Raw genomic sequence first — 16,157 nt, 5'->3', positions numbered from 1 at the left:
GGGCGGCGGCCCGAAAACGGCCCTTCCATGACACAGGATTAACGGTGATGACGACCGAAAAAGCAAGCATGTTCAAAGTCTTGGCTTTAGCCAGCGCAGCGGCGGCGCTGGCCGCCTGCGGCGGCAACAGCTCCAGCGGCACGCGCAACGAGACGCTGGCCGAATACAAGTCCGGCCGCGCCCAGGCGACCACCGTCAACCGCTATCTGTGGGCGGCCTCCCTTGAGACGCTTGATTTCCTGCCGGTTTTCTCCGCCGACCCGATCGCCGGCCTGATCATCACCGAATGGTATGTGAACCCGGAGACCCCGGGGGAGCGCTTCAAGACTAATGTCTATATTCTCGACTCCGCGCTGCGCGCCGACGCGCTGAGGGTCTCGGTCTTCCGCCAGGTGCAGAGCGAAGGCGGCGCCTGGACCGACGCCTCGGTCAATCCGGCCACGGCCCGCGAAATCGAGAACGCGATCCTCACCCGCGCCCGCCAGCTTCGTCTGAACCAGATCGAAGGCTAGAAATTCGCGCCAGACTAGGTGAAAAGGCGGCGCTAAAACGCGCCGCTTTTTTGTATCCGAAAGAATAAAAGATGCCCCGCTACAACCCGAAGGAAGTCGAGCCGAAATGGCAGAAGCGCTGGACCGAAGCGAAAGCCTTCGAAACAAGCGCTGACCGGGAAAAACCGAAATACTACGTCCTCGAGATGTTTCCCTATCCGTCAGGGCGCATCCATATCGGCCATGTGCGCAACTACGCCATGGGCGACGTCATCGCGCGTTACAAAAAAGCCTGCGGCTACAACGTCTTGCACCCTATGGGCTGGGACGCCTTCGGGATGCCGGCGGAAAACGCGGCGATGCAGACCGGATCGCACCCGGCGAAATGGACCTACGGCAATATCGACATCATGCGCGGGCAGCTGAAACAGATGGGCCTCGCCATCGACTGGTCCCGGGAATTCGCGACCTGCGACCCCAGCTATTACGTCCACCAGCAGCGCATGTTCCTTGAATTCTGGAAGGCTGGGCTTGCCTATCGCAAGGAAAGCCTCGTCAACTGGGACCCGGTGGACCAGACAGTGCTCGCCAATGAGCAAGTGATTGATGGCAAGGGCTGGCGCTCCGGCGCGCCGGTGGAGCGCCGCAAGCTGTCGCAATGGTTCCTGAAGATCACAGATTACGCAGAAGACCTTTTGGCTGCTCTCGATGACGGCCGCCTGTCCGGCTGGCCGGACAATGTGCGCCTGATGCAAAAGAACTGGATCGGCAAGTCGAAAGGCTTGCAGATGAAGTTTCCTTTTGCCGCCGGAACGAAGAGGCCTGACGGTTTTGAAGACGGCGTCGAGATTTTCACGACGCGTCCCGACACGCTTTTCGGCGCGAGTTTCATCGCGATCTCGCCGGATCATCCGCTCGCCGTGAAACTCGCAGAAAACGACGCAGGCCTCAAAGCCTTCATCGCCGAATGCGCCAGCGCCGGCACGTCGGAAGAAGCGATCGAGAAGGCGGAAAAGCGCGGCTACAAAACATCCCTCGAAACCGGCCATCCGTTCGACGATCGCAAGCTGCCGGTCTATGTCGCGAACTTCGTCCTCATGGGCTACGGCACGGGCGCGATCTTCGGCTGCCCGGCGCATGACCAGCGCGACTATGATTTCGCCACGAAATACCGCCTGCCGATCCCGCCCGTCGTGCTGCCCGACGGCGCGGACGCCGCCACATGGAAGCTCGACGGCGAGCCCTATATTGGCCCCGGCAAGATTTTCAATTCGGATTTCCTCAACGGTCTTTCGGTCGGAGACGCCATCGCCGCGGCGATTAAAAAGATCGAGGAGATGGGGTTAGGGAAGGGCGTCACGCAATGGCGCCTGCGCGACTGGGGCGTCTCGCGCCAGCGCTATTGGGGCTGTCCGATCCCGGCGATCCATTGCGAGAAATGCGGCATTGTCCCTGTGCCGGTGCAGGACCTGCCCGTGACCTTGCCCGAGGAGGCCGATTTCTCCGTCCCCGGAAACCCCCTCGACCGGCATCCGACATGGAAGCATGTGGACTGTCCCCAATGCGGCGGCAAGGGACGGCGCGAAACCGATACGTTCGATACGTTTATCGACTCGTCCTGGTACTTCGCGCGCTTCGCCTCGCAACCCGAAGACAAGCCGGTAGACAAAGAGACCGCAGATTACTGGCTGCCCGTCGATCAATATATCGGCGGCATTGAGCACGCTATTCTGCACCTTCTTTATGCGCGGTTTTTCACCCGCGCCATGAAGAAAGTCGGGCATTTGTCCGTAGAGGAACCATTCGCCAATCTCTTCACGCAAGGGATGGTGGTGCATGCGACCTATCGCGATCCGGAAACCAAAGAATGGCTGCTGCCCGAGGATGTGATTGTCGATAAAGGCGAAGCGAAACGCGCCGACAACGGCAAACCGGTGAAGATCGGTCCCATCGAAAAAATGTCGAAGTCGAAAAAGAACGTGGTCTCGCCGGAGGGGATCGCGGAGACTTACGGCGCTGATGCGGCGCGCTGGTTCATGCTGTCGGACTCGCCCCCCGAGCGCGATGTCGAATGGACCGACGCCGGCGTCGAAGGCGCATGGCGCCTGATCGGCCGCATCTGGGATGCGGTGTCGGCGGCGCCCGGCATTCTGAAAAAAGTCGATCTCGGCAAGCCGGGCGCAGACAAATCCGAACTGCGTCAGGCGACGCATGCGGCCATCGCCGGCGTCACCGACGACATCGACCATTTCCGCTTCAACAAGGCGATCGCGCGCATCTATGAATTCCTGAACGCGCTCAAAAAAGCCGGTGACGCCTCCGATTATGCACGCGCCGAAGCTTTGTCCGCGCTGGCGCGTCTGGTCGCGCCGTTCACGCCGCATCTCGCGGAGGAATGCTGGGAGGTCTTGGGCGGGAAAGGGCTGCTTTGTGACGCCTCCTGGCCCAAGGCGGATCCGGCGCTGCTCGTGAAAGACGAAATCATCCTCGGCGTGCAGGTCAACGGCAAACGCCGCGGTGAAATCGCGGTGCCGGCCGGCGCGGACAACAAGGCTGTGGAAGAGGCGGCCTTGTCCGACGAGGCGGTCCAGCGGCATATTGACGGCAAGACCGTTCGCAAAGTGGTGGTGGTGCCGGGCCGCATCATCAACATCGTCGCGAACTGACGCGCGAAACGGAGTCTGGCGCCGATGCAAAAAACTGCCGCCCTTCTCGCCGCCGCCGGCGCGCTTGTCCTCTCTGGCTGCGGCTTTCAGCCGATCTACGCAACGCGGGACGGCCTCTCATCGGTAAACAGCCAGATCTATCTGAAGCAGGTCGTCGCCCCGGAGACGGTCGCGCCCTATCTTGAGGATGCGCTGAACGCCCGCATCGTGTCGGTCGACGGCGTCGCGCCCCGCTATGAGCTCGTGGTTCAGGCGAACGAAACCGCCGAACGCCTCGCCGTGCAGATCGATGCAACGGTGACTCGCTATAATTACCGTCTCGCCGCGCGCTACTGGGTCGTCGATACGGAGACCAGACAGAATATGCGCGGCGTCGCCCGGGCGGTCACCTCCTACAACATCGTCAACTCGCAATATTCGACACTCTTCGCCGAACGCACCGCCGTCGAGAAAGCCGCTCGCGAGCTCGCCGAGGAGATCGAGCGGGACATTCTGATCCGGTTTTCACAACCGCCCGAAAAACGCGAGAGCGTCGATCCCGAGACATTCGAAGACGTGCTTGAACCGGACGAAACGCCGCTCGACCGCCGGCGGCGCAGCGACAGGGACAACACGACGCTGCCGGAAGAACTGCAATATTTGAACACCGACAGCGTTCTGGAAACGCCGGACAGTGACAGCTCGGTTGAGCTTGAAAGCGACGCGGGCGCCGCCGATGACACTGTTGGAGGGGCCGCTACGCCGGACGTGCCGGACCCTATTGTCGATGACCGCCCTTAAAGGCAAAGCCATCAAGAGTTTTCTCGCCACGCGGGACGAGACGATCGCGGCCGTGCTGATCTATGGCCCGGACAGCGGGCTTGCGCGCGAACGGGCGCTGAAAATAGCCGGATGGGTGGTTGAAGATCTCAAAGACCCGTTCAACGCGCTCGAGCTTTCCGATGCCGAGCTGAAAGACGAGCCGGGCCGCCTCGCCGACGAGATCGCAGCGCTGTCCTTCGCCGGGGGCGAGCGGGTGATCCGCCTGCGGACGAGCGGCGAGACGGCGGCGAAAGCCGCGCAGCTTCTCCTCGACGGGCTCGACAGCGGGCATCTGAAACCGAACGGCATGGTGATCATCGAGGCGGGCGATCTGTCTCCGCGTTCGGGCCTCAGAAAGGCGTTCGAGAAATCGAAACGCGGCGCGGCGCTGCCCTGTTACGCAGACGGGCCCGCCGATGTGCGCGCCATGGCGCAGGAGGCCGCCGCCGCGGAAGACTTGCGCTTCGATGCGGATGCGCTCGACCTCGCCGTTGCGATTCTGGGCGAGGATCACGGCATTTCCCGGGCAGAAATCGACAAGCTGATCCTGTACAAAGGCCCGGCGTCGTTACGCAGCGGACCCGCCTCCATCTCGCTTGAGGATGTCAGGGCTTCGCTGGTGGATGGGCTCGGCGACGCCATGGACGATACGGCGGCGGCCTGCGCCGACGGCGCGCCCGCAAGGCTCGCCGCCGCGCTCCACAAGGCATCGGCGGCAGGCGCAAGCCCCATCGGCCTCCTACGCGCGCTGCAGCGCAATTTCGCGCGCCTCAAAAACGCGCAGGATTTGATGGATGGCGGCGAGAGCGCCGCCTCGGCCATGAAAAAGCTGAGGCCCCCGGTGTTCTTCGCCGAGGAGCGCGCCTTTGAAAACCGGCTTTACAAATGGCGCGGGCCAAAGCTGGAACGGGCGCTGCGCATGCTTGTTGATGCGGAACTCGACGCCAAGACGACAGGCGCGCCGCAGCGAGAAATTGTCGAGCGCGCGGCGCTGGCGCTCGCCGTGATGGGATCGCGATAGGCCGGCCCACGACGCCGACCAGTAAAGGTTTTACATATGCTGGGGCGACCGTTTCTGGCGCTTGGACTGCTGTTGTGCGGCCTATCCGCTGTTGAATTCATCTTCGCAGGCCTCGACGCGACCGTCGCTGACGAAAACTGGCAAGGCTTTCTCATCGGCGCCGTCATGTCCGGCCTCATCGGCATCGGGCTCGTCAGCGCGTTCTGGACGGCGGCGCATGATCGGCGTTTCGATGTGCGCAGCGGTTTCATCTTGACCGCCGTCAGCTGGACGGTGTTTCCGCTGATGGCGTCTTTGCCGTTTTACTTCAGCGACCTCGGCATCTCCTTCACCGATGCCGTGTTTGAAACGATTTCGGGCGTCACCACCACCGGCTCAACGGTGCTGGTCGGGCTGGACACCCTCGATCCCATGCTGCTGCTCTGGCGCTCCGTCCTCCAATGGATCGGCGGCGTCGGCATCATCCTGATGGCAATCCTGATGATGCCTTTCCTCAGAATTGGCGGCATGCAGCTCTTCCAGCTCGAAAGCTCGGCCAAACAGGATGGCGGCATCATTGCCCGTCCCATGGCGCTCATCCGCTCCATCGCCGCAGTGTACACCCTGCTGACGGTGTTATGCGCCATCGCCTATGCGGCGGCCGGCATGTCTGGCTTTGACGCCGTCAACCACGCCATGACGACGCTTGCGACCGGCGGCTATTCCACTCATGACGCATCGCTTGGGTTTTTCAGCAGCACCGGCGTTTACTGGGCCGCGACCGCTTTCATGATCGCCGGGGCGCTGCCTTTCATGATGTATTTGCGCGCCGCGCGTGAAGGGCCGGGCGCCGTCGCACGCGACCCGCAGGCGCCGGTTTTTCTGCTTTTTCTCGGGGGCCTGTGGCTCGTCGCGGCTATATTCTTGAATGACGGCGTGGGCTATTTCGCAACGCTCACCCGCGTCGCCGTCAACACCACTTCGGTGATCACAACGACGGGATTCGCCACCGAGGATTACCAGCTTTGGGGCGCGGGATTCACAGGTCTCTTCTTCGCGCTCACCTTTTTCGGCGGTTGCGCCGGATCGACCAGCGGGGCGATCAAGATCTACCGGTTTCAGCTTCTGGGCCTTTACGCCGCAGCGCATCTGCGGCGCCTCCATTCGCCTTCCATCGTTCAGGCGACGACCTATGGCGGCGTCAAACTCGACCGGGAAACCGGACTTAGCGTGCTCGCCTTTCTGGCGCTTTTCATCGGCGCCTTCAGCGTTGGCGCGTTCGCGCTGGCGTTGACCGGACTCGATTTTCCAACGGCGCTATCCGCTTCCGCGACGGCGCTCTGCAATGTCGGTCCGGGACTTGGCGAGATCGTCGGTCCGGCGGGAAATTTCGCAGCCCTGCCTGATCTCGCGAAATGGATACTCGCCGGCTTGATGCTCCTTGGACGGCTTGAGCTCTTCGCGCTCCTCGTTCTTTTCGATCCTTATTTCTGGCGCTGACGTTTTGCAGCCTGCGCGATTCCGTTTTCGAACCGGCTCTGTTAAAACAGGGCCCCAGAATGACGAGGAGGCTTCGCATGTCGCAGTCGGCCGTCATCCAGAGCGATGTCGCCAGCGCCTTTTCGGTCCGATCGGACCGGATTTTTTACCGCGGAAATAACCAGATTTACGCCATTGTCGGAAACAATCCCGAGAAAGGCGTCGTGTCGGATGTCTGGTTCGACCGCTTCGACGACCAGGCGGATTTCCGTGCTGTTCTCAACCATATCGCCGACCTCTTCGAGAAAGGCGGCTATCGCTATTGGCTCGCCGATCTGCGCTTCATGACGTCCGATTTCATGGAATCGGAGGCGTGGCTTGTGAGCGACCTGATGCCCCGCGTGATCGCGGCCGGCCTCCGTCGCGAGGCGGTAGTGCTGCCCGATGCGGCGGTGAAAGTGGAGGGGGCCGACGCTTTTGCAGCCGCCTCGCGCGCCTTGCAGGACATCGCCGACGGACGCGTGCGAGGCTTTACCGATATCGCGCTCGCCAAGGCATGGCTGTTCGACGGCGCGCTGCCCGAATAATCCGTATAAGGAGAGAAGATCAGACTTTCGCACCCATGAGGCGCCGGCAAATGTCGTCAAGCTGGTCGAGGGTGAGGTAGTTGATCGTCACCGATCCCGCGCCTTTTTTCGAGTGGTCGATGGCGACGTCGAGGCCGAGAATGGCCGAAAGGTCCCGCTCGAGCGCGCGCGTGTCCGCATCTTTCGAGGCGCCGCCGCCGGAACTCGAAGGTGTTGATTTTACTTCACTTTTCCCGCCAGAAGATGGCTTTGATCCGCCCCTGATCTCGGCCTCCGCCTGACGGATATAGTTCTCCGTCTCGCGCACGGTGAGATCGCCTTTGAGGACGATGTCGAGCATCTGTTTCGGCGAGGAAGATCCCAAGATAGCGCGGGCGTGACCCATGGTGATCGCATTCGCCGAGAGCGCGTCGAGCGCCTTTTGCGGCAGATTGAGGAGCCGCATAATATTGGCGACATGGCTGCGCGACTTGCCGACAGCTTTCGCAATCTCTTCCTGGGTTCGTCCGTAGACGTCGGAAAGGCGGGAATAGGCGGCGGCTTCCTCGACCGGGTTGAGATCCACGCGCTGCACGTTTTCGATGAGCGCGATCTCGGCCGTTTCTTCATCGGTAAGTTCGCGGATGATGACCGGAACTTTATGAAGCTGCGCCTTTTGCGCTGCGCGCCAGCGCCGCTCGCCGGCGACGATTTCATAAGTATCCGGACCTTTCGGCCGGACGAGGATCGGCTGCAGCATGCCTTTTGCGGCGATGGAATTTGCAAGCTCCTCGATCGCGTCCTTGTCGAAAACGCGGCGCGGCTGATCAGCGTTGGGTTTCAATTGTTCGATCGGCAATTCGCGCTTCGGCCCGGCGGGCGCGGCAGGCGCTGCGGAAACCTCCTCCACGCCCGCTCTCGACGACGGCGCATCGCCGAGCAGGGCGTCGAGGCCGCGCCCTAATCCCTTGATATTGCTTTTCTTTTTCTCAGCCATGGCCATCGCGCCCGCCTTCCCCCTTTACGCCGCTTGCGGGCGCGCGCGCTCGCGCTGAATGACTTCCGAGGCGAGCTGGATATAGGCCTGGCTGCCCGGACATTTGAGATCGTAAAGCAGCGCCGGCTTGCCGTGCGACGGCGCTTCGGAAATCCTGACATTGCGCGGAATCACCGTCCGGTAGACCTTGTCGCCGAAATGGCCGCGCACGTCGTCCTCGACCTGATTGGTGAGATTGTTGCGCCGGTCATGCATGGTGAGGACGACGCCCTGAAGCTCCAGCGCCGGATTGATCCGTGTGCGGACCGTTTCGATGGTGCGCATGATCTGCGACAGACCTTCGAGCGCAAAGAACTCGCATTGCAGGGGAATGATGACCGCCTGCGCGGCGGCGAGGGCGTTCACCGTCAACAGGCTGAGCGACGGCGGGCAATCGATGAGAATATAAGTGACGGCGGCGCCCTTATCGCTCTCCGCAAACTCCCCGATGGCGTCGGCGAGACGGAAATGGCGCCGGTCCGCGTCGATGAGCTCGATTTCCGCGCCGGCAAGGTCGACCCCGGCGGGCGCCAGCAGCAATCCGGGGATGTCCGTCTCCATCACCGCCGCTTCGAGGCGGTACTCGCCCGACAGAACCTCATAGGTCGTGACGCCGCGGGCGGCGGCGGAGATGCCGAGCCCGGTGGAGGCGTTCCCTTGCGGGTCGAGATCGACGAGGAGGACTTTCTCGCCCACCGCAGCGAGCGCTGTCGCGAGATTGATCGCCGTCGTCGTCTTGCCGACGCCGCCCTTCTGGTTGGCGATTGCAAGAACCCGGGGGGCGATGATCCGTGGAGAGGCGCTATTTCCGGACACGGGCAAGATTTCCGATTTCTAAAATGGCGGCGCGGGGATCGGTCCGGCTCGGATGCTTTATGACGTCCATATGCCAAGATTTAGCGGCCTCGGTCAATTCACCCTCAACATCTTGTCCCTTCAGCAGGAAATACCGCGTATTTTTGCCTTGAATTCCAGCCCCGTAGCCGAGCAATTTCTCAAGCCGGGCGAGGGCGCGGGCGGTGATGACGTCCGGCTTGAACGCGAGCCCTACCGATTCGATTCGCTCCGGCACTACTTTGAGGTTTGAAAGGCCCATCGCAGCGCCGGCTTCGCGCAGGAAAGCGCATTTCTTTTGCGTTGACTCGATGAGCGTCACCTGCACGCCCTTCGGCGCAAGGATCGCGGCCAGAACAAGCCCCGGAAAACCGGCGCCGGACCCGAGATCGATCAGCGTTTTAATGTTATCGGGCAACAGCGGCGCCAATTGCGCGGAATCGAAGAAGTGCCTTTCCCATCGGTCTTTTATGGTCGAACGCGCAATCAGATTATGCCGTTCCGACCAATCGATCAGCACACGGTCCATTTCCTTCAAGGCCTCGAATGTTTCATGTGGAACATTCGTGGCGGCGAGGAACTCTTCGGGGGTCATGTGAGGCATACCCCCTCCGTCGCCTTCGGCGACACCTCCCCCGTGAACGGGGGAGGAGAAGGGCGACTCTCTTCCCCCGCATGCGGGGGAAGTACCGGCGAAGCCGGGGATGGGGGTGTTTGGATCACCTCACCGCTCTCGAATTCTTCTTCACCCACGCCAGAAGCAGGGCTAGGGCTGCAGGCGTGACGCCTTCGATGCGTCCGGCCTGACCGAGGGTCGCCGGACGGGCGTCCATCAGCTTTCCGCGCACCTCATTGGAGAGGCCGGTGATCGCCGCATAATCGAGATCGGCGGGAAGGGCGAGAGATTCGTCTTTTTTGAAGGCGATGATGTCCGCCTCCTGCCGGTGCAGATACCCGGCATAGAGGGCATCGAAAGCCAATTGTTCCGCCACCGCATCGTCCATCTCGCTGATTTCGGGCCAGATCGCCGAAAGGGCGGCCAGATCGACCTCGGGAAGCGCCAACAGGTCAATCACCGAGCGCCGCCGGCCATCCTGATTGAGTTTCAGCCCGTACTTTGCGGCTTCATTCGGGGTGAGCGTCGTCTCCCGCGCCCAGTTGCGCGCCGCTTCTAGCGCCGATTGTTTCACATGAAACATCTCGGCCCTACGGTCGCCGACGATTCCCGCCGCAATCCCGATGGGCGTCAGGCGCTGATCCGCGTTGTCGGCGCGCAAGGTCAGGCGGTATTCCGCACGGCTCGTGAACATGCGGTAGGGTTCTGTAACTCCGTTGGTTACAAGGTCATCGATCATCACGCCGATATAGGCTTCCGAACGGTCGAGGGTGAACGGCTCTCCGCACAGCGCCATGCGCGCCGCGTTGACCCCAGCCATCAGCCCTTGGGCCGCCGCCTCTTCATAGCCGGTGGTGCCGTTGATCTGGCCGGCGAGAAAAAGACCGGGCAGGGCGCGGGTCTCCAGCGTCCGGGTCAGGGAGCGCGGGTCCACATAGTCGTACTCGATGGCGTAGCCGTAACGCACGACCTCCGCCTTTTCGAGGCCGGGAATGGTCTTCAGGAACGCCGCCTGGACGTCTTCGGGCAGGGAGGTCGAAATGCCGTTGGGATAGACCGTTGTATCGTCGAGCCCCTCCGGCTCCAGGAAGATCTGGTGGCTTTCGCGCTCGGCGAAGCGGACGACCTTGTCCTCGATGGAGGGGCAATAGCGCGGGCCCCGGCCGGAGATGACGCCCCCATAGACCGCGGATTTCTCAAGGTTCGCCTCGATGATCGCGTGGGTTTCCGGCGTCGTATAGGTGACGCCGCAGGCGATCTGCGGGACCTCGATCCGCTCCGTCAGGAAGGAAAAGGGGACCGGCGTCGCGTCCGCCGGCTGCATCTCGAGGCGATCCCAGTCGATGGTCGCGCCGTTGAGACGGGCAGGGGTGCCGGTTTTGAGCCGGCCCATTTTGAGGCCCAGCCCATAAAGCCGGTCCGATAGCCCCACTGACGGGGCCTCGACTCCGCCGCCCCATGTCTTGTCCGGGGCGCGGAAATTGGCGCGGCCCGCTGGGATGCGCTTGTCGCCGATATGAATGACGCCCTTGAGAAAGGTCCCGGTCGTCAGGACCACGGCTTTCGCGGCGATCTCTTCTCCTGCCGATGTAACGACTCCCGTGACAGCCTCCCCGGCCGTTCCGCGTGAAACGGTCAGGTCCTCCACAGCCGCCTCCAGAATATCGAGGCCCGGATAGTCGCCGAGGATCGCCTGCATGGTTTCGCGATAGAGCTTCCGGTCGGCTTGCGCCCGCGGCCCCCGCACCGCCGGGCCCTTGGAGGCGTTGAGCATGCGGAACTGGATCCCCGCCCGGTCAATGACGCGGGCCATAAGCCCGTCGAGGGCGTCGACCTCCCGCACCAGATGGCCTTTGCCGAGCCCGCCAATGGCGGGGTTGCAGGACATTTCGCCGATCGTGTCGCGCCGGTGAGTGGCGAGGAGGGTGCGCGCACCGGCGCGGGCTGCGGCTGCCGCAGCCTCGCATCCCGCATGGCCTCCCCCAATCACAATGACGTCGTAGTCTCTGCTCATATCCTTGCCGTTTTAACGTGTGCGAGTTCGCGCCTAATTTCTTAATTCGTGCGCGTTCGCGCCCAGTATCTTCATTTGTGCGCGTTCGCGCACGGGCTGGGCGCGGGATATAGGCCCCGGGCCGGTTCAATGCACCTCTTTTCCGGACCCTTCTTTAATTTCGGGATGCGGAATGTTTCACATGGAACAATTTGGAAAGCCGCGCCCTAAAATCCGCAGGCCTTGGCGGCGATCGTGATCACCAGAAACCAGAGCCCGTTGATAGTTAGCGGGGCGCCGTGGTCATGCAGGGCCTCGACCCAGGCTTCCGGCGTCTTCGCCTTTGCGACCTGCCGCACGAACTGGCGCAGCGTGTAAAGGCAGAGGAGCCCGACCGAGACCAGAAGGCCAAGGCCGATCCAGAAGAACTGGCTATCCGGGGCGACGCACATGCCCGAAGGCTAACCCGCCGCACTTTCCATTCCGTTCACGAGAGCCATTCTAAGGCCTTCCAGAGGGTGGGGGATGAAATTCCCGGTCACGAATTGTTGCGCAATATACCTGTGCGAAGAGCCAACTTTACAATTTGGAAAGCATGCGGTGCGGCGCCGGTTTCGGGCACGGTCGCTGCACTAAAGCCCTTATCGGAGCGCAACCAGATGAGAAGGGGCTCTTTATGACGCAAGTCACAGTTCTTCGTTCCGGGGGAAAACCGTTATTCGGCGAGGCTGTCCCAAGTGAGGCGCCGCGCCAGATCCTTGAAGGCCAAGCCCTCGCCTATAAGCTCAATGAGCGGCTGCGGGAGAAATACCGCAATTACGAGCGCGCCGCCCTTCGGCTTGAAATCCGCGGCGAATATGACGCCGCTACGGTGCTGCGCCGGGCCGCGGGCCGTGTCAGGCTCCTGCGCAACGCGACGGCGGCCTGCACGGCGGAGTAAAACTAGGGTGCGACGCGACGCATAAAATTGTCCGTCCATTCTTTGGCGTCCGGCAAATAAGTGCGGCGATCATGGCTGCATGAAATTCTTGTTCGGCGTTATCGCACTGGTCGCCGCTGGTTACGTTTATGAAACCGGCGGCAAAACCGCCCCCGTGCCCGCCCTCAATTGCAAAATAAAAGGCAACATCAGCATCAACACTGGCGAGCGCATCTATCACGTTCCCGGTCAGAAACATTATGCCGCAACAAAGATTTCGCCGGAATATGGCGAGCGATGGTTCTGTTCTGAGGAAGAGGCCCAGAAAGCCGGCTGGCGCAAAGCAAGAAACTAACGCTTTCGCAGTTCTCAGCGCTACTTTCCGATACAAAAGCTCGAGAAAATCTCCCCGAGAACGTCCTCGACCCCGACGGCGCCGGTGATCTTGCCAAGCGCCCGGGCGGCGAGGCGGGCGTCTTCGGCCGCCAACTCGGGAGCCCTCGTGATATTGGCCTCGGCGCGGGTAAGGGCGGCGAGCGCCTCCTCCACCGCAGCGGCGTGCCGGGCGCGGGTGAGGGCGGGGCCTTCGGTATTCGCCCCCTCAGCGGCCTTCTCCTTCAGAACCTGAACAAGCGCGGCCATACCGGCGCCGGTTTTCGCCGAAACGCTTAGCTCCGTATACGGAGAGTGCGCCATTTCGAGACTCAACTCGCTCACTCGCCGGTCAGACTTGTTCCAGACGACAAGATCGTCGGGTTGCAGGAGCGCCAGTGTTTCATGTGGAACATTTTCCACATCCCCTGCGAACAGCATCTCGCGTGACCCGACTTCAGACGCATCCACAACAAGCACGCGCATGTCGGCGTTTTCAGCCCGTTTTTTCGCGCGTTTGACGCCCTCTTCCTCGATCACGTCGCCGGCCATACCACGCAGCCCCGCTGTGTCGGCGACGGTGGCGAGGACCCCGCCGAGATCAAGCCGCGCCTCGATGATGTCGCGCGTCGTGCCCGCGATGTCGGAGACGATGGCGACGTCGGAACCAGCAAGCGCGTTGACGAGGGATGACTTGCCGGCGTTCGGCGGACCGATGACGGCGATGGAGACCCCTTCGCGGATCTTCCGTGCACTGACCGATTGGTTAAGAAACGTGGTTAACGATTCCTTAAGCGCAGCTATGGCGGGACCCGCCCGGGCGGCGACGGCGGCCGGCACATCGCCTTCATCGGGGAAGTCGATGTCCGCTTCCAGGGGCGCCATGACCGCCAGAAGGTCTTTCCGCCAGCCCTCCGCCGCCTCAGAAAGCCGCCCGTCGAGCTGACCCAAAGCCTGCTTTCTCTGTAGGGTCGTTTCGGCATCGAGAAGATCGGCGAGGGCCTCGACCTGGGCTAGATCGAGCTTGCCGTTTTTGAGGGCCCGGAGCGTGAACTCGCCGGCCTCCGCGGGCCGGGCGCCGAGCCGCGTCAGCGCATCGTAAAGCGCTTCCTCCACCGCGCGGGAGCCGTGAAGGCTTAACTCCGCGACGTCCTCGCCGGTGAAGGATTTCGGCCCCTCGAAAAGTAGTGCTAGCCCCCGGTCGATGACCGACCCGTCCGCCGGATCGCGCACGGCGACATAGGCCGCCTCGCGATTAACGATTGGTTTACCAACCAAGCTTCGGAGAATGCTCGCGGCGTCTGGTCCCGAGATGCGGTAGACCGACACGCCGGCCTTCCCCGCGCCCGAGGCGCGCGCGAAGATGGTGTCGGTCTGCGATGACATTTAGATTCCGCTCATCCTGGCGAAGGCCGGTATCTCGGTCTGCGAGCGCCATGCCCAATTGCATAGGATCCAGGCCTTCGCCGGGATGAGCGGGGTAGCTGGCATGGGAAGCAACCTGCCTACTTCTTCTTCGGGCCCATGCCCATCATGGTCTGGAACTGCTCGAAGCTTTTGCCGGACATGGACATCCACTGGGCGATCATGCGCTCGGGGTCGGCGAGGGTGTCCAAATTCTCCTTCGCCCGCTTCATCATCTCCTCGACGATCATGTCGTTCATGGGCTCGAGATCCGGCTGGCCGAAAAACGCCCGCGCCTCCGCCGGGGTGCAGTCGATATTGATGGTGAGCTTCATTGGGGGGCTCCTCATGGCTAGGCCATAGATGGTGGGCCCTAGCCCATAACGCAATTGGGGGCCGCGGGACAGCCTGACTCGGCCCACCGGAGGCCAAGTCTTAGATCGGCGGGACCGGGACAGGCGGGGCGTCGTCCTCGGCCTCGGCGACCTCGACAATTCCCCTGGCGAGATGGCTGTGGCCGCGGCTGTAGAGGAAGTAAACGAGAAGGCCGAGTGTCGCCCAGCCCGCGAACAGCACCAAGGTGTAGGCCGAGAGGCTGAAAAAGAGATAGACGCAGCCGAGAATTGAAACCGGCGCGATTACATATACCGCCGGCGTGCGGAAGGGGCGCGGCCGCGCCGGGTCGGTCCGGCGCAAGACCATAACGGCGACCGAGACCAGCGCGAAGGCGAAAAGCGTCCCGGAATTCGAAATGTCCGCGAGCGCGCCGACCGGGAAAAACGCCGCAAACACCGCCACGAAAACGCCGGTGACAATGGTGATGACATGGGGCGTTTTAAATCGGGGGTGTACGGAGGAAAACACCTCCGGCAGCAACCCGTCGCGGCTCATGACGAAGAAGATCCGGGTCTGGCCGAACATCATCATCAGGATGACCGAGGGAAGGGCGATGCCCGCCGCGAGGCCCACCAGATTGCCAATCTGCGGCCAGCCGATCTCGCGTAAGGTCCAGGCGAGCGCCTCCTTCGAACACACGACGGCGTCATTGGCGATCTCCGCGCAGGCGGCGGTGAGCTCTGCGCTGCCCGGATGAATGCCGGCGCCCTCCGGCGTGAGCATGGGGCTCGCCCCGACTGTCCCGATCACCCCGGCGGCGACAAGGATGTAAAACAGCGTGCAAATCGCGAGCGAGCCGATGAGCCCTATGGGCATGTTCCGCTGCGGGTTGCGGGTTTCCTCGGCCGCCGTCGAGACGGCGTCGAAGCCAACATAGGCGAAGAAGATCGAGGCGGCGGCGGCGGAGATCCCGGCCATTCCAAGCGGCGCGAAAGGCTCGAAATTCTCGGCGCGCATGACGGGGAGGGCGAGGGCGATAAACGCCGTCAGCGCAACGATCTTGACGCAGACAAGCACCGCATTGACCCGGGCGCTTTCCGTCGTGCCGATGACGAGAAGCCAGGTGACGGCGAGCGCGATCAGCGCGGCGGGCAGGTTGACGACGCCCCCGGCAGACGGGCCCAAGGTCAGGCTGGCGGGCAGGTCGATCCCGAGGACATGGCTTAAAAGCCCCACCACATAGCCGGACCAGCCCACCGAAACGGCGCCCGCCGCAACGGCGTATTCGAGCACGAGGGCCCAGCCCACCATCCAGGCGACAAGCTCGCCGAGCACCGCGTAAGTGTAGGTGTATGCGGACCCCGAGACAGGGACCATGGCGGCAAGCTCCGCATAGCAAAGCGCCGCGACGGCGCAGACCGCGCCGGCGATGATGAAGGAGACCATCATGCCCGGCCCCGCTTTCTGCGCGGCCTCCGCGGTCAGAACGAAAATGCCGGTGCCGATAACGGCGCCCACGCCCAAGAGGGTGAGGTGAAAAGCGCCGAGCGTGCGCGGCAACGCCTTTTTCCCGGCCGCGGCCAGGATGGCGTCGAGCGACTTCACCCGATCGAAGATCATATGTTGGAGAACTTTCCGAAAACC

The 16,157-nt window shown here is 62.5% G+C and carries 16 protein-coding genes; 8 read left to right on the top strand and 8 right to left on the bottom strand.

What is annotated here, in order from left to right; translation table 11 throughout:
• Positions 1-47: 47 nt before the first annotated feature.
• The 6 genes from ACQY5P_RS12950 to ACQY5P_RS12925 all read left to right on the top strand — a co-directional run bounded on the left by ACQY5P_RS12950 (position 48) and on the right by ACQY5P_RS12925 (position 7,024).
• Positions 48-512, top strand: a complete 465-nt coding sequence (locus tag ACQY5P_RS12950) for a DUF3576 domain-containing protein (protein WP_428410660.1) — start codon at positions 48-50, stop codon at positions 510-512.
• 71 nt (positions 513-583) lie between these two features.
• Positions 584-3,157, top strand: a complete 2,574-nt coding sequence (gene leuS / locus ACQY5P_RS12945) for a leucine--tRNA ligase (protein WP_428407287.1) — start codon at positions 584-586, stop codon at positions 3,155-3,157.
• A 24-nt stretch (positions 3,158-3,181) separates the two neighbouring features.
• On the top strand, positions 3,182-3,937 hold the full coding sequence (locus ACQY5P_RS12940; protein WP_428407286.1) for a hypothetical protein: 756 nt from the start codon (positions 3,182-3,184) through the stop codon (positions 3,935-3,937).
• Positions 3,924-4,979, top strand: a complete 1,056-nt coding sequence (gene holA, locus ACQY5P_RS12935; protein ID WP_428407285.1) for a DNA polymerase III subunit delta — start codon at positions 3,924-3,926, stop codon at positions 4,977-4,979. Before ACQY5P_RS12940 ends, holA begins: the two co-directional genes overlap by 14 nt.
• Positions 4,980-5,015: 36 nt before the next feature.
• Complete coding sequence (locus ACQY5P_RS12930) at positions 5,016-6,458, top strand: TrkH family potassium uptake protein (RefSeq protein ID WP_428407284.1); 1,443 nt, start codon at positions 5,016-5,018, stop codon at positions 6,456-6,458.
• Positions 6,459-6,535: 77 nt separating this feature from the next.
• Positions 6,536-7,024: a hypothetical protein gene (locus ACQY5P_RS12925; RefSeq protein WP_428407283.1), complete on the top strand. Its 489-nt coding sequence runs from the start codon at positions 6,536-6,538 to the stop codon at positions 7,022-7,024.
• Between the two features lie 19 nt (positions 7,025-7,043).
• Here the strand turns inward: ACQY5P_RS12925 and ACQY5P_RS12920 are convergent, their stop codons facing one another.
• From ACQY5P_RS12920 to ACQY5P_RS12900, 5 genes are all read right to left on the bottom strand, one after another.
• The gene (locus tag ACQY5P_RS12920) at positions 7,044-8,000 is read right to left on the bottom strand and encodes a ParB/RepB/Spo0J family partition protein (RefSeq protein WP_428407282.1); all 957 of its coding nucleotides are present in this window, start codon (positions 7,998-8,000) and stop codon (positions 7,044-7,046) included.
• A 24-nt stretch (positions 8,001-8,024) separates the two neighbouring features.
• Positions 8,025-8,855, bottom strand: a complete 831-nt coding sequence (locus ACQY5P_RS12915; RefSeq protein WP_428407281.1) for a ParA family protein — start codon at positions 8,853-8,855, stop codon at positions 8,025-8,027.
• A complete protein-coding gene (gene rsmG, locus ACQY5P_RS12910) occupies positions 8,842-9,477 on the bottom strand; it encodes a 16S rRNA (guanine(527)-N(7))-methyltransferase RsmG (RefSeq protein WP_428407280.1) in 636 nt (211 codons plus the stop codon). The genes ACQY5P_RS12915 and rsmG overlap by 14 nt, the downstream gene beginning before the upstream one ends.
• A gap of 115 nt (positions 9,478-9,592) precedes the next feature.
• A complete protein-coding gene (gene mnmG, locus ACQY5P_RS12905; protein WP_428407279.1) occupies positions 9,593-11,503 on the bottom strand; it encodes a tRNA uridine-5-carboxymethylaminomethyl(34) synthesis enzyme MnmG in 1,911 nt (636 codons plus the stop codon).
• A 206-nt stretch (positions 11,504-11,709) separates the two neighbouring features.
• Positions 11,710-11,934 (bottom strand): hypothetical protein, encoded by a 225-nt coding sequence (locus ACQY5P_RS12900; RefSeq protein WP_428407278.1) that lies wholly within the window; start codon positions 11,932-11,934, stop codon positions 11,710-11,712.
• Positions 11,935-12,158: 224 nt separating this feature from the next.
• Here ACQY5P_RS12900 and ACQY5P_RS12895 point away from each other — a divergent pair, with 224 nt between their 5' ends.
• Positions 12,159-12,422: a hypothetical protein gene (locus tag ACQY5P_RS12895; protein WP_428407277.1), complete on the top strand. Its 264-nt coding sequence runs from the start codon at positions 12,159-12,161 to the stop codon at positions 12,420-12,422.
• Between the two features lie 79 nt (positions 12,423-12,501).
• A complete protein-coding gene (locus ACQY5P_RS12890; protein WP_428407276.1) occupies positions 12,502-12,756 on the top strand; it encodes a sunset domain-containing protein in 255 nt (84 codons plus the stop codon).
• 20 nt (positions 12,757-12,776) lie between these two features.
• Here the strand turns inward: ACQY5P_RS12890 and mnmE are convergent, their stop codons facing one another.
• From mnmE to ACQY5P_RS12875, 3 genes are all read right to left on the bottom strand, one after another.
• Positions 12,777-14,159, bottom strand: coding sequence for a tRNA uridine-5-carboxymethylaminomethyl(34) synthesis GTPase MnmE (gene mnmE / locus ACQY5P_RS12885; RefSeq protein ID WP_428407275.1), 1,383 nt, complete (start codon positions 14,157-14,159; stop codon positions 12,777-12,779).
• 119 nt (positions 14,160-14,278) lie between these two features.
• A complete protein-coding gene (locus ACQY5P_RS12880) occupies positions 14,279-14,512 on the bottom strand; it encodes a DUF6489 family protein (RefSeq protein ID WP_428407274.1) in 234 nt (77 codons plus the stop codon).
• A 100-nt stretch (positions 14,513-14,612) separates the two neighbouring features.
• Positions 14,613-16,133: an amino acid permease gene (locus ACQY5P_RS12875; RefSeq protein ID WP_428407273.1), complete on the bottom strand. Its 1,521-nt coding sequence runs from the start codon at positions 16,131-16,133 to the stop codon at positions 14,613-14,615.
• Positions 16,134-16,157 lie beyond the last annotated feature (24 nt).

Source organism: Hyphococcus sp., assembly GCF_965267305.1.
GTDB lineage: Bacteria > Pseudomonadota > Alphaproteobacteria > Caulobacterales > Parvularculaceae > Hyphococcus.
The sequence above is the reverse complement of the archived record's forward strand: the minus strand, read 5'-3'. Positions and strand labels throughout refer to the sequence as shown.